At 69.1% G+C, this 17,230-nt stretch carries 14 protein-coding genes; 4 read left to right on the forward strand and 10 right to left on the reverse strand.

Annotated elements, in window-relative coordinates:
- Positions 1-69 precede the first annotated feature (69 nt).
- The 3 genes from ROY82_05825 to cysS all read right to left on the reverse strand — a co-directional run bounded on the left by ROY82_05825 (position 70) and on the right by cysS (position 4,102).
- Positions 70-1,257: a maltose ABC transporter substrate-binding protein gene (locus tag ROY82_05825; protein ID MDT3681980.1), complete on the reverse strand. Its 1,188-nt coding sequence runs from the start codon at positions 1,255-1,257 to the stop codon at positions 70-72.
- A 139-nt stretch (positions 1,258-1,396) separates the two neighbouring features.
- Positions 1,397-2,605 (reverse strand): DNA-processing protein DprA, encoded by a 1,209-nt coding sequence (locus tag ROY82_05830; protein MDT3681981.1) that lies wholly within the window; start codon positions 2,603-2,605, stop codon positions 1,397-1,399.
- Between the two features lie 69 nt (positions 2,606-2,674).
- A complete protein-coding gene (gene cysS, locus ROY82_05835; GenBank protein ID MDT3681982.1) occupies positions 2,675-4,102 on the reverse strand; it encodes a cysteine--tRNA ligase in 1,428 nt (475 codons plus the stop codon).
- Between the two features lie 273 nt (positions 4,103-4,375).
- On the opposite strand from cysS, the gene ROY82_05840 reads away from it, so the two are divergent.
- Together ROY82_05840 and ROY82_05845 are read left to right on the forward strand one after the other, a co-directional pair.
- On the forward strand, positions 4,376-4,990 hold the full coding sequence (locus ROY82_05840) for a YigZ family protein (protein ID MDT3681983.1): 615 nt from the start codon (positions 4,376-4,378) through the stop codon (positions 4,988-4,990).
- Positions 4,991-5,065: 75 nt separating this feature from the next.
- Positions 5,066-5,683: a hypothetical protein gene (locus ROY82_05845; protein MDT3681984.1), complete on the forward strand. Its 618-nt coding sequence runs from the start codon at positions 5,066-5,068 to the stop codon at positions 5,681-5,683.
- Here the strand turns inward: ROY82_05845 and ROY82_05850 are convergent.
- The 5 genes from ROY82_05850 to ROY82_05870 form a co-directional block, all read right to left on the reverse strand.
- The gene (locus ROY82_05850; GenBank protein ID MDT3681985.1) at positions 5,661-7,160 is read right to left on the reverse strand and encodes a hypothetical protein; all 1,500 of its coding nucleotides are present in this window, start codon (positions 7,158-7,160) and stop codon (positions 5,661-5,663) included. The genes ROY82_05845 and ROY82_05850 overlap by 23 nt on opposite strands.
- Positions 7,157-7,852 carry a hypothetical protein gene (locus ROY82_05855; protein MDT3681986.1) on the reverse strand — a complete coding sequence of 232 codons (696 nt, stop codon included), beginning with the start codon at positions 7,850-7,852 and terminating at the stop codon, positions 7,157-7,159. Before ROY82_05855 ends, ROY82_05850 begins: the two co-directional genes overlap by 4 nt.
- Positions 7,849-9,441, reverse strand: a complete 1,593-nt coding sequence (locus tag ROY82_05860; GenBank protein ID MDT3681987.1) for a hypothetical protein — start codon at positions 9,439-9,441, stop codon at positions 7,849-7,851. Before ROY82_05860 ends, ROY82_05855 begins: the two co-directional genes overlap by 4 nt.
- A gap of 80 nt (positions 9,442-9,521) precedes the next feature.
- Positions 9,522-11,087: a phosphodiester glycosidase family protein gene (locus ROY82_05865; GenBank protein MDT3681988.1), complete on the reverse strand. Its 1,566-nt coding sequence runs from the start codon at positions 11,085-11,087 to the stop codon at positions 9,522-9,524.
- Between the two features lie 85 nt (positions 11,088-11,172).
- A complete protein-coding gene (locus ROY82_05870; GenBank protein MDT3681989.1) occupies positions 11,173-11,952 on the reverse strand; it encodes a hypothetical protein in 780 nt (259 codons plus the stop codon).
- Between the two features lie 237 nt (positions 11,953-12,189).
- Here ROY82_05870 and thrS point away from each other — a divergent pair, with 237 nt between their 5' ends.
- Positions 12,190-14,160 carry a threonine--tRNA ligase gene (thrS, locus tag ROY82_05875; protein ID MDT3681990.1) on the forward strand — a complete coding sequence of 657 codons (1,971 nt, stop codon included), beginning with the start codon at positions 12,190-12,192 and terminating at the stop codon, positions 14,158-14,160.
- Between the two features lie 52 nt (positions 14,161-14,212).
- On the opposite strand, the gene ROY82_05880 is transcribed toward thrS, so the two are convergent.
- On the reverse strand, positions 14,213-14,788 hold the full coding sequence (locus ROY82_05880) for a peptidylprolyl isomerase (GenBank protein ID MDT3681991.1): 576 nt from the start codon (positions 14,786-14,788) through the stop codon (positions 14,213-14,215).
- A gap of 46 nt (positions 14,789-14,834) precedes the next feature.
- A complete protein-coding gene (locus ROY82_05885; GenBank protein MDT3681992.1) occupies positions 14,835-15,887 on the reverse strand; it encodes a peptidylprolyl isomerase in 1,053 nt (350 codons plus the stop codon).
- Between the two features lie 245 nt (positions 15,888-16,132).
- On the opposite strand from ROY82_05885, the gene ROY82_05890 reads away from it, so the two are divergent.
- On the forward strand, positions 16,133-17,227 hold the full coding sequence (locus ROY82_05890; GenBank protein MDT3681993.1) for a PilT/PilU family type 4a pilus ATPase: 1,095 nt from the start codon (positions 16,133-16,135) through the stop codon (positions 17,225-17,227).
- The last annotated feature ends 3 nt before the right edge of the window (positions 17,228-17,230 follow it).

Raw genomic sequence — 17,230 nt, forward strand, 5'->3', positions numbered from 1 at the left:
ACCCCCTAGAGCGGCGGCCAGGGGCGCGAATCGTCCCTGGCCGCCGCGACCGATCGGTCTAGCCGAGGGTCACTGGCCCTTGATCTCGTCGACAGCCTGCTGCAGAACGTCGGCGACGTTGGCGTTGGCGTCTTCGGTGATCGCCGTCAGCGCGTTGCCCATGGGCGACCAGACGGCGCCCATCTCGGGGATGTTCGGCATGGGCTCGGAGTTGACCAGCGCGGCGCCGAAGCCGGCGATGATGGGATCGTCGATGACGAGTTCGAGTGCCGACATGGAAGCCGGGATGCGGCCGGAGAGGCGCGCCATGGACACCTGCGCGTCTTTACGCGAGAGCCACTTGGCGAAGTTGGCGGCCTCCACCTTGAGGTTCGTGAACGAGTTCACGAGGACGCCCTGGACGCCCATGAAGCCCGAGAACGGCGTGCCGTCGGCGAGGGGTGGGATGGGGTGGACGCTGACGTTCAGGCCGGCGTTCTGGTACTGGCTGATCGCCCAGGGGCCGGTGTAGATCATCCCCAGCGCTCCGTCGACGAAGAGGCCGTTGGCCACGTCGTTGTTGGTGCCCGACGGGATGAGGTCGAGGCCGAAGCGTAGCGCCTTCAGGGCCTCGCCGCCCTTGACGGCGCCCTCGTTCGCGAGGCCGATGTCGGTGGGGTCGAGGGTGCCGTTGGCGTCACGTCCGAACACGTAACCACCGTAGGTGTGGATCCAGGCGTAGCTGAAGTAGAAGTTGGCGATGTCGTACATGAAGCCGAAGGTGTCGGCAGTGGTGAGCTGTTGCGCCAAAGCCATGGTCTCGTCGTAGGTGGCCGGCAGGCTCTTGACGAGGTCGTCGTTCACGACCAGCGCCGGGCCCTCGACGTACATGGGCAGGCCGAAAAGCTTGCCGGCGAAGGTGTAGCCCAACCGGGCCTGCTCGCTCAGGTCGGAGAGGTAGTTGGCGGTCGCGTAAGAGCTCATGTCGAGGAGGATGCCACCGACGGCCATCTCACCGATCTGGTCGTGCGGCACACCGGCGAAGACGTCACCGGCTTCGCCCTGTGGCGCGGCCAGCAGGGCCTGCTGCTTCAGTTCGTTGACGTCTAGGCGCACGATCTCTACGTCGACCCCGAATGCCGCCGTGAAACTGGCGGCTTCGGAGCGCAGCCAGTCGAGCGTCTGATCTTGCCAGGTGGTCCACACCTTGAGGGTTTGAGCGTTGGCGACGCTCATGGTGGCGATCAAGACGCCGAGGACTATTAGTAGTTTCTTCACCTTGGAGTGCTCCTTTCGGCCAGAGGCCGGGACGTTGCGCTCCAGGGCAGCTCACCCCCGGTCGGCCGCAACGCAGTACGTCCATAGGATAGCGGCCCGGGGTCTCGCTGTCCATTTGCGTGCCTTGAGTAGACGTTGGTCAACTCCGCCACCTGAAGCGGCCGCTCGCCGTGCGCTCCACGAGGCCCTCCAGCTCGAGCATGCCGAGCACGGGGAGCAATTCGGAGGCCGGCAAGCCGCTCGCACTTGAAAGGGCGTCAAGCGCAACCTCGCCGCCGAGTTCGAGGGCGGTGCGGATGGCGGCCGTGGCGGGCGGCGCCGATGGGTCGAGGGTTCCGGCCGCGCCCGAAGGCCCGATCGTCCCGGGCGCGGCCGAAGGCCCGATCCGCCCTCGTGTCGCGGGCCACTCCACGACCTCCGCGAGGCGCTTCACGCCGAACGGCTGCAGGAGGTCGTCCACCTCGAGCAACAGGCCGGCGCCCTCGCGCAAGAGCTCGAGGGCGCCGCGGCTGCGTTCGTCGGTCCGGCGACCGGGAACGCTCAGCACGTCGCGGCCCAACTCGGCGGCGTGCGTCGCGGTGTTCAGCGCCCCGGACGGCTTGCCGGCCTCGATCACTGCAACCACCCTGGAGAGCCCGGCGATCACGCGGTTGCGGCGCAGGAAGTAGTGCGGTTGTGGGTTCGTCAGGGGCGGCCATTCCGAGATGACCGAGCCACCCTTTTGCACTATGCGCGTCGCGAGGCCGCGGTTGGCAGCTGGGTGAAGCCGGCCATGGCCACCACCGAGGACCGCCACCGTCGGACCCACCGCGCCCGTGGCTTCCAGGGCGCCCTCGTGGGCCGCGGCGTCTATGCCCAGAGCCAGGCCCGACACCACGGTCAGCCCGTGCCTTGCCGCCGCGCGCCCGAGGTCTCGCGCGAACCCCAGTGCGTGCGCGGACGCCCTGCGCGTCCCGACCACGGCGCAGGCCATCAGGTCCTCCGGGGGACCCAGGACCTGATGGGGCAACTCGCCCTCTCCGAACAGAACGGGCGCACAGCCCGCCTCGTCTTGTAGCAGAGCCAGGGGATAGTCGGCGTCTTCCCAACAGGAGACCCACAGTCCGCGGGCGCGTGCCTCGGCTACAACCCGCTTGGCTGCGGGCAACGACTCCCTGGTCGAGGCGCCGATCTTAGGCAGCAGGCCCTCGAGCCTCGCCCGGTCCGTCTGCTGGTCCGGCTGGTGGTCGGGCCGGGCGCCGCTCAGTAGCGGCTCCAACCCGCCACAGGCGGTGACCAAGCGCTTCAGGCGGGTGACGCCGAGTTGGGGCGTGCCAAGCGCGGCTAGGTAGTGAGCTGCCAGCGTCATGCCCCCAGCCTGAGGTCTTCGCCGCGCCCCCAGGAGGGGCCATAGGCCTCCGCCCAGCTCTTCTGGGTTTCAGCCGAGCTTCCAGCGACTCCCGTCGGGGGTGTCTTCTATGCTCACCCCGAGCTCGCCGAGGCGGTCTCTCAGCGCGTCGGCGCGCCCGAAGTCGCGGCGGTCCCGGGCGAGCTGCCGCTCCTCGAGCAGCAGTTCGACCACGCCCGCCAGAGCGTCTCCCGCCGTGCTCGGGGCCTCGTCGATGACCGGCACGCCGAGGACGCCCGTCAGGTGTTCCCTGAGAAACGCTCCTGCTCCGGCCCGGTAGGCGTCGTCGGCCCCCGCCTCGGTGTTGCGGTTGATGGCGCGGGCGGCGTCGAACAGCACCGCTATGGCCTGCGGCGTATTCAGGTCGTCGTTCATGGCTTCCGCGAAGCGCGCGCGGTACTCGGCGAAGGGCGCGTCGTCTCGTAGGTTGGCGTCGGCCAGGCCGAGCGTGGCGGCACGGTACGTCTCCCGCAGGCGCTTGAGGCCCTGGGCGGTGGACGTGATACCGACCTCGCTGAAGTCCGAGGCGCTGCGGTAATGAGAGCGCAGCAGATGAAGCCGCACGACGATCGGGTCGTAGGCGGCGAACAGCTCCGCGAGCGTAACGAAGTGGCCCTTCGACTTCGCCATCTTCTCGCCCTGCAGGGTGATCATGTTCCAGTGCAGCCACACCCGCGCGAAGGGCTTTCCCGCCGCCTGCGCCTGCGCCAACTCGGCCTCGTGGTGGGGGAATACCAGGTCGAGGCCGCCGCCGTGGATGTCGAACTCGTCGCCGAGGTACTTGACGCTCATGGCGGAGCACTCGATGTGCCAGCCCGGGAAACCGTCGCTCCATGGGCTGGGCCAGCGCATGATGTGCCCGCCTTCCGCTCTCTTCCACAAGGCGAAATCGCGCGGGTCGTCCTTGTCGGAGCGCACCTCGACGCGCGTGCCCTCCAACTGCTCCGCTGGGTCTCGGCCTGAGAGCTTGCCGTAGTCGGGCCAGGAGGAGACGTCGAAGTAGACGCTACCGTCGCGCTCGTACGCCGCCCCTCGGTCGATGAGCTCGCTCGTCATGACTTGTTGTTCGATGATGTGGCCCGATGCGCGCGGCACGATGCTCGGCCGGCGCACGCCCATGGCGGCCATGGCGTCGAAGTAGGACCAGAAGTACTTCTCGGCCACCTCCATGGGCTCCAGGCGCTCGAGCCGGCCGCGGCGCGTGAGCTTGTCCTCGCCGTCATCGGCATCGTCGACGAGGTGGCCCACGTCGGTCACGTTGCTCACGAAGCGAACGACGTAGCCCTCGTGTTCCAGCCAGTTGCGTAGTACGTCGAAGACCACGGGGCCCCGGGCATGGCCCAGGTGCGGTTCCGAGTAGACGGTGGGTCCGCACATGTAGATGCCGACGTGGCCCGGAACTACTGGGCGGAACTCCTCTTTGGAACGCGACAGGGTGTTGTAGAACTCGAGCGGCATCTACTCCTCCGAGGTCAGCCGAGGATCGCGGCCCGGGGCCGGCCGGCCGTCACAGAAATGTTTCGAGGGGTCGAGCGTCGACGAGGCGCCTCGCCGGTTGCTGCCGTTACCAACGGTTCCGCGGTCCGCGACATCGCGCGGTCGTCGACACCCACCACACGGCGCGAGGCCGGCACACCATGGCGACCACCGCGGGTGCCTCGGAAACGTCCATGGCGCGGAGTTTAGCACGTCCCGAGCGGCTTCCGTATCGCCCCGAGGTACACTTACGCCGTGGCCCACAGCACCATCGCCCGAGCCGCCATGCACGAGGAGGTGGTGCAGGGATCGCGGTTCATCGCCTACGCCGACGTTGCCGGTGCCGTTGGCGCCGCCACCGACCACCTGGCCGCCATCAGGGCCGAGCACCCGGCCGCCACTCACCACTGTTGGGCGTACAAGATCGGGACGGCGCAGCGGTTCTCCGACGACGGCGAGCCGGGCGGTACGGCGGGTAGACCCATGCTGGAGGTCATCCTCAAGCGCGGCCTTGACCACGTTTCGGCCGTCGTGGTGCGCTACTTCGGCGGCAAGAAGCTTGGAGCCGGCGGGTTGGTACGCGCCTACTCCGGCAGCCTCGCGAAGGCGCTGGACCTGGCGGGCACGCACGAGGTTCCCGACACGCTCTCCGTCACCGTCCGGGCGCCGTTCGCTTACACCGATGCCGTGTTGCGGCTCCTCGATTCGTACTCCAAGACGCACGCGCCGTTCGTCCGTGAAGCGCCCGAGTTCGATGGTGCCGGGCTCGTGGCGCGAGTGACGCTGGCCGTGCACGACGAAGGCGGGCTGCTGCGCGACCTGACCGAGCTCACCCAAGGCACCGCCCGGCTGCAAGCCGACGCCGACTGACGTGCAAACGCCCGCTAAGGGCGCCTTTATGCGCCGCTCACCGCACGCGGGCGGTTGGGGTGCGACCATGGGGACATGATGAGATTGCCTGGCAAGTTCCTCACGCTGGCCCTGCTGATGGGCGCGCTCCTGGCTGCCTGCGCCCCGGCCCCCGCGCGAACGGGTACCGTGCTCGTCGCCATGATGAACGGCCCGGCGCAGTCCGTGCTGGCGGGCAGCGCCGATGGCGTGCAGCACATATTGGAGCGCGACGTCTCCAACTTCACCTACGTCTCCGAGTTCACCATGCGCTTCCTGGAGACCCACAACGACCTGTTCCACAGTCGCGCGGCGCCGAGCGCCGCGCGCATCGCCCGCAGCCAAGGCGCGGACCTCGCCATCATGGTGGGGGCCCCGGTCCTCGAGCGCACCGTCACCCCGTCGCGAGACGGCGCAGCGCGACGGGTCGACGTGTCGCTGGCCCTGGAAGCGCAGGTAGTGGATCCCCGCACCGACGCGGTGGTGCAGGTCCTGAGAACGCGGACGTCGCAAGGCTCGCGCGTGGAGTCCAACGCCGAGCCGTTGGTTCCGGTGGGGTCGGACCCGACGGTGATCGCGCTCAGAGATCAGGCGATTCCAGAGCTGGCCGCCGCCCTGGAGGCCGAGCTACCGTACTTGGCCAGCAGCCTGCTCATCGGAAGTAACGGCGAATGATCTCCTGGTAGTCGGCCGGGAGATCGCCCTCGCCCAGGGCTTCCTCGACCGCCGTAGCGTAATGGCCCAGCTCGACGCCCTGCGGCAGTTGCACCTGATCGTCGCCCGGCAGGCGAACGTTGCCCGCCGGCGTGAGCGGCCCGTCCTGAATGACGCCGGGTAGGAGTTCCACCCCGCCGGCGAGCGCGCCCTCCGGCGCCGCGCCCGTGTCGGGCACCTCGGATCCGCCGGCGCCCGCGGCACCCGCCAGATCGTCCCCCGCCCCACCGGGTTCGGTTCCGGCCTCGCCCCCGGCGCCCTCTTCGCCGGGCCGTTTGGTGTCGCCGCCGGCTACTACCTGACCGCCTTCGTCCAGTCGGGCGCCTTCATCGGCGCCTTCGGCACCGGCCCCCTCGGCTCCAGCACCACCACCCTGGCTGGACTCGTCGGCGCGCGTGCCACCCGCATCCTGGCCGGAATCGGCGTCCTGGCCGGCTTCCGCACCCTGCCTCGCGTCGGTCCCTTGGTTGGCCCGGTCGCCTTCGGCGCCCGCTTGTCTCGACCCAGGTGCCTGCTCGCTTCGCTGTTGAGTCTGGTCCGTCGCGGGCGGGACCTCGGACGCCTCAGGCGCCGGCTCTGCCCGGCTTGGGGCGGACCGGATATCACCGGCGAGGCTGCCGTCGCCGGCGCCCTGCGGTCCACCGCTTCCGGCCTGCTCGCCGGAGCTCCTCCCGTCTGGGGGGCTCTGCCTCAGCGCCTCCAAGAACCTGGAGAGGGCTTCGTTCCCTGCGTCTGAACCGCCGGGCGGCAGGGCGTCCCGCGTCTCCGTGCCGCCTGCCGGCGCAACGGCGGTGCTCGGCGCGTCGGCGCGGCCGGCCGCCGGCAACGCCGGCGTGAGGTCGTCACCGAACTCGAGCGGCTCGGCTACCGCTTCTGCGGTATCGGTGGTGGCCGCAACGGGTGGCGGCCGGGTGGACTCCGAGAGACCGGGAACCATACGCGACAGCGCGACCACCGTGAGCGCCAGGGTCGCCACGGGCAGCCACCAAGGCGGCGTCGGTTCGGGTCGGTAGTCGCGGATGGATCGCCCGGCGCGCCGAATGAGCTGGGCTTCCAAGCCGTACTCGTCGACGCGATCACGGACGCCTGTTCCGGTGGCGCCTGGTGTGGGACCGTCACGGTGCGCTTGGACCCCCAAGGCCGTCTCGTACGCGAGCCCCGTAGTGGCGGCGATGTGCGACAGGGCCGGCCGCGTCTGGGGCCGGACGGGTAACAGCGCCCCGACCGCCGCCCCGACCACGAGCCCGGCAAGCTGCGCGAGCAGCGAGACCGGCATGAAGAAGCCCACGACTGCCCCCACCAGTGCGAGGCCCAGGGCGCCTACCGCGGCGCGCCTTAACCGCTTGTGTGTAGCCAACCGCCTGGCCGCGGTGAGGTGGAGGGTGAACTCCGCGCCCATGTTCGCCGCGCTTCGCCTGCGCTTGCTCGGGGAGATCATGCGGTCCTCTTCCGGCGCGCCAACGGGGGTATACGAGGCCCGGTGGCGGGGCGAGTACGGATCAGGGTGACGACGGAGAGGCCCAGCATGCAGACCAGGTAGGCGGGAGCAACGGTGAGCGGTCCCGCCCACGGGTTGGCGATGACGGTGTGCAGGGCGAAATCGAGCCAGATGGTGCCGGCGAGGGTGGCGGGCACGCACACTAGCAGCAACACGCCCGAGAATGGCCCTCTCAGGAACCGGCCCATGAGGAGGCCCAGTCCGAAGTACCCCGTCACGGTGACGGGCGCCACGATGGCCGGCCAGTAGCCCGGAGTGGCGGGGAAGCTCCCCGCCTGCGCCGCCAGCTCGAAGGGCCAGCTCAGCAGCGTGATCACGAGCAGCGCGAACCAGGTGACCCGCGTGCCCTCGCGTGCTTCGTGGAAGCTTGGCTGCGTCGCGTCCTCGCCGCCGGACTGGGCGTCCACCGATCGGGTGGGAAGAGCCGCGTGATAGGCGCCGAACGCGAGGCCCAAAAGGGCCAGCACGCTGTTGCGTAGTGGCGCCACCACCAGCCAAGACTCGTTCACGCGGGCCCCGGAGCCGGGCCAGTTGGCGTTCAGAGCCACGACGAGCACGACGAGGAACAGGCCCCCGATCTGGAGGAGGTCGGGACGCTGCAGGCGCGCCGACACGAGCGCCACCTGCCTCATCGCGCTGCCTCCGCGAGTCCGGCGACCGGCATGGGGCCGCGGGCAGCCGGCGGGGCGTGTCTGCCGGATGCGACCGGGATGGCTCCGCCGGCTGCAGCCGGGTTGGAGCCCGCCGTGGCCCCCGTGTCTGCTAGCCACAAGACGCAGGCGCCTTCGTCCTCACAGCCGCTCTGGGCCACCAGGGTTCCGTCCGGTAGGAGAGGCACGAGCGAGTCGTAACGGGCCGGGAACGCACCAAGCTCGCCCTCTTCGAGCCTGACGGTGCCGCCCGGCGCCAAGTCGCTTTGAGCCCCGAGACCGGTTACGTAGAGGTTGGTAAGGGGGAGGCGTGAAGCGTTCCCGATAGTCAGCCCATCTATGTGGATGGGCGCGCTGACGGCGCGTGGCGGAAGCAGCATGGTAACGGAGCGCCAGGCGGCTGTCGGCACGTGCACGCCGCCGTCGTCGGCGAAGTACGCCTGGGGCCTGGCAGGGGCGGCTCCGGCCTCGAAATCGAGCACCACGGGTGGCAAAGTGACGCTCTCTCGTGCCTCATGCAGTAACGCAAGCTGCCCCCCGATCACCCCCACCGCCACAGAGCTCTCATAGGGCGGAACCGGGGGCCTGAGCGCCCGCCAGCCCCCGAGGCCGACCAGAACGGCCACGAGCAAGGCGGAGATGAGCCCCGGCCCACCGCCGAAGCGCAGCAGGACGAGGACCAGCAAGGCGTAGGTGGCCGAAGCGATGAGCACGCTGCCCACGGACACCGACTTCGGATAGACCACGAGCGGTTCGGCGAGTGCCGCCAGGAGGAGTTCCCGGGGCCTGAGAGCAGCGAGGTCGGCCGCCTGGGGAGGCATTCGATCGTCCCCTCGCGTGAGGGACAGGGTACCGGCCCCCAGTCTCGAGGCGGTCGCGTCCCCCAGCAGCGTCTCCAGGCTGGGGGAGAGGTCGACGGCCCCGCCGACGAACACCACCCTCGCCCCGGCGACCGCGGCGGCCACCAGTGCGTCCAGCGGGGGCGCTGCGTGATCGACGAGGAGAGCGCTCACGCCGTCGTAGCCCGCCGGGGTGACGGGCAGGTCGGACGGGCGCACGCTCACGAAGCGCGCCCCCGGCACGGCAGCACGCAGCTCGCCTGCGGCCGCGGGAGCCCGGGGGTCCGCGAGCCCCAGGACGAGTTCGCGCGGGTCGGATTCGCGGCTGGAGAGGCTACCGCTCGCCAGGACGCGGTCGGCGGTAGCCACCCGCCAGGCGAGGCTACGGAACGGCGGCACGAACAGGTCCGTCTCGTAGGTGAACACGCCGCCCCCGCCGCGGAGCTCATGGGTGATGTTCACGGGGATCTCACCCTCACGCAGCGTGCCGACGTCTAGCGCAAGGGTCAGGGTGCTGGGCGGGAGGTCACGGGTCTCTACCCTCAGATGGTTCCACGCGCCGGCCACGACCTGGTTGGCGACGCCGAGGGTGAAAGTCGCCGAGGCGTCCGCCGCCCTGGCCGCCTGGGCGAGGCATAGCCCGACCAGCAGTGCAGCCAGCGGCAAGCGGCTGAGCTTGGCCAAGAAGCGTCTGGGCCGGCCTTCACTTGCTTTGACGAGGGACGCGGTCATCTGGAACTGGCAGTATAAGGGCGCCTTGGAGCGACGCCGGTAGCGCCCTGGGCAGGCGCCTAGTGGCCGGTCCGGGGGGCTCAGCGGCCCGCCAAGGCTCCGAGAAAAACGACCGCGCTGACGACCTTGCGCTCGCTGGTTCTGTTCATCACCTTGCCGTCCACTACCAGAGTGGTGCTGCTACCACTATCGAAGCGCATCGCCCGGTCCACCCCCAGGCTCAAGAAGAGCTGCACGAGGTCCGCCGCACGCATGGTCTCGCCGACCAGGAGCAGCGTGGTGCCGTCGGGCTTGACGCCGACGGCCGCCTGCTGCGTGAGCCCATCCAGGATCCGCTCACCGGTCTGGAAGCCTTCCTTGGCAGGGTCGTACGCCGCAACGCCATCTTGCACCAGGAGCGGCCCGGCCTCGACGGCGTACGGGGCCGTCTCGAACCCGGGCGGCCTCAGGTCCGTATCGAGCGCCACCGAGTCGCCGGGGTTCAGCAGGGCGAGGTCCCGGTCGCTGGCCGGATAGGCAAGCGCGAAGCCGTCATCCGGCACCAGCCGCGGCCCGATCTTGTTCTCGATCACGACGCCGTTCTGGACGACGAGGACGCCTTGCGACGGGGTCCCCGCCAGCGTGCCCGGCGTCCTGGAAACCGCAACACCTCCCGAGTTGGCAGTGCCCACGTGTAGGGTGCCGCGGGAGGTATAGAGCAAGACGTCCGCGTCGAGGCGGTCTATGAGTGGAGCACCGGTGGGGGAGAAGGCCACGCTGGCGCGGCCGCGGCTCGGCAACGAGAGGAGCCCGTAGTCCACCTTCAGGAGACCGATGGCTGCGTAGCTCCGGGTGTCGAAGTAGCCGGCGTTTAGCGCGATCAGCGCGCCGTTACCGAGCTCCGAGACGGTCCTTGGGACCCGGCTCTCGCCCACGACGCGGAACTCGCCGGAGCCGGGCGCGATGCTCACCAAGTGCACGACGCTAGGACCACTGGCCGTCGTCACGTGGTACTTGCGGTAGGTGACGCCGGGGGCGATCTCACGCTCGACCTGCACCAGCTGGCTCAGGTCTCGCCGTGGTGTCACGTCGATCACCAACCGCGTCGGATTCTCGAGGGGGAAGACGGCGTAATCGAACGCCGGTCCGGAAAGGCGCAGTTGTACCTCGGCCTTGGAAGCCGTGAGTTCGAGTTCGAGGCCCGAAACGTCCTCGGGCGCCGTTACCGGAACGAGCATCGGTGGCAAGTGGAGCACCAGCGGCGAGCCGGCGCTTCTCGAGCCACCCGTTCTCAGGCCGGCGAGGAACGCGGGGCTCACCTGGGGCATGTCGAGCACTATGCGCACCTCTACGCTGCCCGAGTAACGGATGGCCTCTAGGCGCGGCTCCCTGATCTCGAGCGCGTCGAGCACGCTGGCGTTCAACAGCACCTCTCCGCCAAGCAGCACGGGCGGGTCCGCGTCCATGTTCGAGAGCCAGCCGAGCCCGGCGACGTAGGTCTCGTGATAGGGACCGTGAACTACCGTGATGGCGTCATCGGCAACCCTCACCGCGACGTCGGGAACCCTGTAGTAGGTACCAGGAGGGGTCTCGCCACGTGCGACGACGAGAGGAAGGGCGAGCACCCCTACGAGTAACGACAGGGTGAGGTTGCGGCGCGTGAACATCGCTGCGAGTCTCGCAAGCCCAACTGCGGTTTTGATGAGCGTGCGCAACATGCCCGTCAGGGCGCCGTCGTGGATGGGGCCTCGGTCAGAGGCGATGGAACATCGTCAGGATGGGCTCCAGGCCTACGGAACCACCCAGGATCTGGCTGAGGGCGAGCTCGAAGCGGTAGGCCTCGACGTCGCGCCGGTTGAACGTGAGCGCGCCGAGCGCCAGCGCGCGGCTACGCAGCTCCGAGACGCCGCCGTCGGCCAGGTCGATGACGGTGAGGTGTGGGCCGAGGAGTTCGTCGTCCACGCTTGTGGCGGGGTCGAGCCTTACGACCAGGTCCGCTCGCTCGAGCAGCGTGCGCCCCAATGGGTCACTCACCGAGCGGGCGTAGAACGTGGCGCCGGCGGCGCTGGGCCTGGCGCGCTCGGCGGTCACGCGGTCCGCAGCCAGGACCGACAACGAGGCCACCCCGAGGCGCGTGAGTTCGCGGCCCACGGCGCGCGCCTCGGGCGAGGCCCCGAGCACCACGGCGTGCGCCCCGTCGGCATGCCAGCGGCGCTCGCTGAGCATGGTGCTCAGCGCCCGCCCGAAGGTGTGATCGGCCATGATGCCCGCTTGCGTGACGGTGAGCGTGTCGGCCACGCCGAGCTCCTCGGCGTCGAGCGAGGAGCGCGACGCGAGGGCCTTGGCCTCCGCCTGGTGGGAGTCGTCGAGGACGATGGCCCCGGCGAAGTCCAGGCGCGGGAGGGCCCGCATCAGCTCGCTTACGGAGCCGTCGGGAACGGGGTGGAGAAGGAAGCGGCCGGACTCGTCGTGGAAGTCACGAAGCGCGTGTTTGAGGTTGGCGTCTTCGGTGACGAGGGCCACGAGATGCATGGACCAGAGCTTACCAATCCCGTGCTGTGGTCACACGTCCCTCATGGTAGTATCGCGCGGTGCAGGGTGCGAAACGCCGTACCAGAGCGGTGGGCACGTGCCGGGCCACTCGGCGAACGCGTAGCTGAGGCCACGGCCCTTACACGCCTTCGCCGCCACGCCGGGCACCGCCCGGCGTCCTTCCAAACGCAGCCAATGCCGAGGCGTAAAGCCCGGTCGCCAGATCGCAGGTGAACCATGTTCGTGTTGCTACCAGACGGTAAACGCCTTGACGTGCCCCCGCACGCGACCGGCGCCGACGTCGCGGGCGCCATCGGCCCCGGCCTCGCCAAGGCGGCCCTGGGCGTTCGCGTGGACGGGAAACTCTCCGACCTGCAAAGCGAGGTCCCCGAGGGCGCGCGGGTCGAGGTCCTGACCAAGAAGGACGACGCCTCGATCTTCCTCGCCCGCCACACGCTGGCGCACATCATGGCTCAGGCGGTGAGGGAGATGTTCGTGGCCGAGGGCTTCGCCGCCGACCAGGTGAGGATGGGCATCGGCCCGGTCATCGAGAACGGCTTCTATTACGACTTCGACCTGCCACGCACCCTCACCCCGGAAGACCTCGAGGGCATCGATCGGCGCATGCGTGAACTGGTGAAGGCCGACCTGCCCCTCGTGAAGTACGAGCTGCCGCGCAGCGAGGCGCTGGCCCGCTTCGAGGCGCAGGGCGACCCTTACAAGGTGGAGCTGATCAACGACCTGCCCGAGGGGGAGCACATCACCTTCTACGAGCAGGGCGGCCCGGACGGTTTCACCGACCTCTGCCGTGGTCCGCACCTGCCGCGCACGGGCGCCGTACCCCTTCACTTCAAGCTTATGAACGTGGCTGGGGCCTACTGGCGTGGCGACGAGACCCGGCCCATGCTGCAGCGCATCTACGGCGTGGCCTTCGCCACCAAGGAGGAGCTGGAGCACCACCTGTGGCAGCTCGAGGAGGCCCGGAAGCGCGATCACCGCAAGCTGGGCAAGGAACTGAAGCTCTTCACGTTCGCGGACGACGTGGGTCCGGGGCTGCCTCTGTTCCTTCCGCGCGGCGAGATCATCCGTCACGAGATGGAGCGCTTCGTGCGCGAGGAACAGACGGCGTTCGGTTACGAGCACGTCTGGACCGGTCACATGGTGAAAGAGGAGCTGTACGTCAAGAGCGGGCACATGGCGAACTACGTGGACGACATGTTCCCACCCATGGTTGACGGGGAGGTGAGTTATCGGCTCAAGCCGATGAACTGCCCGTCTCACATGACGCTGTTCAACACGCAGTACTATTCGTACCGCGACCTGCCGCTGCGGATGGCCGAGTTCGCGACCCTGTACCGCAACGAGCGCTCCGGGCAGCTTTCCGGCCTCACGCGCGTCCGCTCACTCACCCAGGACGACTGCCACATCTTCTGCACGCCGGAACAAGTGCGCTCCGAGTTCGCGTTGGCGCTGCGCCTCATCCGCCAGACGCTGGACACGTACGGCATGACGGATTACCGGGTGCAGCTCTCGCTGCGCGGCGACAAGGGCAAGTACCTGACCGACGACGACAAGTGGGAGCAGGCGACCACCGCGTTACGCCAGGCGCTCGACGCCGAGGGCGTGGCGTACGTGGAGGAGGAGGGGGAGGCGGCCTTCTACGGCCCGAAGGCCGACTTCATGGCGCGCGACGCGCTCGGCCGCGAGTGGCAACTCTCGACCATCCAGGTCGACTTCATCCAACCCGCGCGGTTGGGCTGTGAGTACGTTGCCGAGGACGGCAGCAAGCAGACGCCGGTCGTCATACACCGCGCCGTTACGGGCTCCACCGAGCGGTTCATGGGAGTGATGCTCGAGCACTTCGCCGGCGACCTGCCACTGTGGCTGGCACCGGAGCAGGTGCGGGTCGTGCCCATCTCCGACCGCCACCGCGAGGCGGCCCTGCGGCTGGTGCGGCGCTTCAAGGACGCGGGGCTCAGGGCGGGTATCGCAGACGAGGGCGAGCGCATGAACGCCGCTGTCCGCGACGCGGAACTCCTCAAGATCCCTTACATCGTCATACTGGGCGACAAGGAGGAGGCGACCGAGAGCGTCAGCTTCAGGAGCCGCAAGGAGCCCAACCGCAACGGCGTCGCCACCGAAGCGTTCGTAGCCCACCTGCGGCAGGCGTCCGAGGCTCGGGTGCTGGAGGTTGCGCCGCTAGGGTGATCTTGACGGTCCCTTGCTTCGAGGACGGGGCGTGCACCGACCGCGGCGCGCCTCAGCGGGCGTAGATCTCGACGCCCTCCATCTTGTCGGGCTGCGGCCCACCGCGGCGCCCGGGGTCGACGCGCTGGATCTTGCCCAGTACCTCGGCGCCGTCGATCACCCTGCCGAAGACGCTGTGCTTGCCGTCCAGCCATGGCGTCGCGGCGAACGTGATGAAGAACTGCGAGCCGTTCGTGCCCTCGCCACGCGGCCCGGGCCCGGCGTTCGCCATGCTCAGAACCCCCGCGCCGTCATGGCTCAGCTCGGGGTGGAACTCGTCGGCGAACGTGTAGCCGGGACCGCCCGTGCCGGTGCCCGTCGGATCACCGGTCTGCGCCATGAAATCTTCGAGGACCCGGTGGAAGACGATGCCGTCGTAGTAGCCGTTGAGGGTGAGGAAGACGAAGTTGTTCACGGTATTTGGCGCCTGATCCGAGAATAGCTCCAAGACCATCGCGCCCTTATTGGTGGTGACGACGGCGCGGTACTCCTTGCCAGCCTCGATGACGTGCTCAGCGCCGGCGAAGCGTGTCTTGCGCTCAGCCGCCAGGGGCTCAACCTTCTGGAAACCGTTCAACAGTTCGTTCACGTTCGGATCCTTTCTTGCGGGCCCGCGGGCCCGTTACCGGGGGGCGTTACGGCCGTGGACGCGCCGCTATGACTACCGTTTCGAGCTGGTCGGGGACCTGGAAGAAGCCGAAGGCGGGCTGGCCACCGGCCTGCCCGACGGCGCCGACGTAGCCGGCCACGTTGAAGGATTGGCCGGCCAGCGGCAGCGTGCCGAGCAGGGCCTCGATGGCGTCCGAGACGGTCTCGTCGGCCGCGCCGGGCAACTTGACGCCCTGGTCCGCGAGCGAGGCCAGGGTGTCGTCGAAGAAGGCGATGGCGCTGGGTGTGCCGGGGTCGACGCGGGTGATGGCGTCGAGCACGTCGTCGCCGGCGGTCACGTGGCCGAAGATGGTGTGGTTACCGTCCAGCCAGGGTGTCGCCTCGAACGTGATGAAGAACTGCGAGCCGTTCGTGCCGCCGCCGTCCGCAGCCTTTCCGGCGTTCGCCATGGCGAGAACCCCGCGGGAGTCGAAGTGGAGGTCGGGGTCGATCTCGTCGTCGAACTGGTAGCCGGGGCCGCCGCGCCCGGTGCCGGTCGGGTCTCCCGTCTGCGCCATGAAGCCCTCGAGGACGCGGTGGAAGGGAACGCCGTCGTAGAAGCGGCTGAGCGCGAGGAACACGAAGTTGTTGACCGTGTTGGGCGCCCTCGCCTCGTAGAGGTCCACGGTCATGTCGCCGCGGTCGGTGCGCAAGACGGCGGCGTAGTCGAGGGATGGGTCGAGGACCTGCTGCGCTGCGCTGAACTCACGCACCGGGGCGTCGGTGAGGTACGGGACTTGGGTGTAGCCCTCGGGCAGGACGAGCGCGCCAAGGGCCTGGCCAGCTGGAGTGCCCTGCTGCGCGGCGTCGCCCTCGGTGTTATCCGGAGTCGCAGCCTCGCCGGGCTCCAGAGTGTCGACGCCGGCATCGGGCTGGACCGTGCTCGCGTCCTGGGCGGCTTGCCCATCTTCCGCGGGCGGCGCGGGCGTCTCGATCTGGGGCGCGGTGCCCGCGGAGCCGCCCGAGCGGTCGCGCGCCAACCAGAAGCCGCTGGCCACTATCACGGCGAGAAGGACGACCAGGGCGACGATGCGGCTCACTGGCTTCCTCCGGGGTTCATCGAGGAGTCGGGTGCGCCTGCCCGCCGCTTGCGCGAAGTATCTTCGGAGTCAACGTTCATAACGGGGCAGTGTAACCACTACCCGCATGAGGCCGCGTCACGCGGGTTAGGGGCCGCTGGCGTCTCACGACCGCAACGTAGGAGTGACGCGCCGCGGGGCAGGTTGTGGGGTAGTGCACAAGCTCGTGACAGAAAGCCGTAAGAGCCGCTGAATACAGTGGGTTCATGCACTTCAACGAGCTGCTGCAACGCATCGTAGAGCTGGGGGCGTCCGACGTCCACCTCCACGTCGGACTGCCGGCGATGGCCCGCGTGGCCGGCAAGCTCACGCCCGTAACCGAGGCCCGCATAACGCCCAAGTTCACGGCCGCCCTCGTCGACCTCATGTGCGACGACGTTCACCGGGCCACTTTCGAGGCCAAGTACCAGGTCGACCTCGCCTACTCGGTCGCCGGCCTGGGCCGCTTCCGCGTGAACCTGTTCAGGCAACGCGGCAGCGTCAGCGCCGTGCTGCGCGTGATCAACTCCAGCGAGGAGTCGCTCGGGGTGGTCAACCTGCCGCAGGAGACCATCGAGTACTTCCGCGACCAGGAGAAGGGACTCGTGCTGGTGACCGGCCCCACCGGTTCCGGTAAGTCGACGACCCTCTCGCGCATCGTGCACGAGATCAACGTCAAGCACGCCAAGATGATCGTCACGGTCGAGGACCCGATCGAGTACCTTCACCGCTCGCGGAGCTCGATCGTCGTCCAGCGCGAGCTGGGCATGGACGCGCCGTCGTTCTCCGAGGCCCTGGTGGCGGCCATGCGGCAGGATCCGGACGTCATCCTCATAGGTGAGATCCGCGACCACGCCACGGCCGCGGCCGCCATCAGCGCGGCGCAGACCGGTCACCTCGTGTTCAGCACGCTACACACCCAGGACTCCGTGCGCACCATCAACCGCGTCATGGAGCTGTTCCCACCGCACGAGCGCGACACCGCAAGGGTGCTGTTCGCCGAGTCGCTCGTGGGCGTGGTCTCTCAGCGCCTCATCCCACGGGTCGGCGGGAAGGGCCGCGTGGCCGCCACCGAGATCCTTAAGGCGACCCTACGCGTGAAGGACCTCGTCCGCGACCCCGACCGCACCCCCGAGCTCTACGACGTGCTGCGCGAGGCGCGCCTCGACGGCATGCGGTCGTTCGACGACCACCTGAGCGAGCTTTACGCCGAGGGCGTGATCGATTTCGAGACCGGCTACGCCTCCGCCACCAGCAGCCAGGCCTTCAAGATGGCGGCCACTCAGGTGGACGTGGGTCGCAACCTGAGCGCCGCCAGCTGAGAG

It is taken from the genome of Truepera sp. (assembly GCA_032027045.1).
In the GTDB taxonomy this organism is placed as follows: domain Bacteria; phylum Deinococcota; class Deinococci; order Deinococcales; family Trueperaceae; genus JAAYYF01.

Coding starts and splice junctions, on each gene's coding strand:
- ROY82_05850 (MDT3681985.1), bottom strand. CDS start 7,160: ATGATCTCCCCGAGCAAGCGCAGGCGAAGCGCGGCGAACATGGGCGCG.
- ROY82_05845 (MDT3681984.1), top strand. CDS start 5,066: ATGATGAGATTGCCTGGCAAGTTCCTCACGCTGGCCCTGCTGATGGGC.
- thrS (MDT3681990.1), top strand. CDS start 12,190: ATGTTCGTGTTGCTACCAGACGGTAAACGCCTTGACGTGCCCCCGCAC.
- ROY82_05865 (MDT3681988.1), bottom strand. CDS start 11,087: ATGTTCACGCGCCGCAACCTCACCCTGTCGTTACTCGTAGGGGTGCTC.
- cysS (MDT3681982.1), bottom strand. CDS start 4,102: ATGCCGCTCGAGTTCTACAACACCCTGTCGCGTTCCAAAGAGGAGTTC.
- ROY82_05870 (MDT3681989.1), bottom strand. CDS start 11,952: ATGCATCTCGTGGCCCTCGTCACCGAAGACGCCAACCTCAAACACGCG.
- ROY82_05890 (MDT3681993.1), top strand. CDS start 16,133: ATGCACTTCAACGAGCTGCTGCAACGCATCGTAGAGCTGGGGGCGTCC.
- ROY82_05830 (MDT3681981.1), bottom strand. CDS start 2,605: ATGACGCTGGCAGCTCACTACCTAGCCGCGCTTGGCACGCCCCAACTC.
- ROY82_05855 (MDT3681986.1), bottom strand. CDS start 7,852: ATGAGGCAGGTGGCGCTCGTGTCGGCGCGCCTGCAGCGTCCCGACCTC.
- ROY82_05860 (MDT3681987.1), bottom strand. CDS start 9,441: ATGACCGCGTCCCTCGTCAAAGCAAGTGAAGGCCGGCCCAGACGCTTC.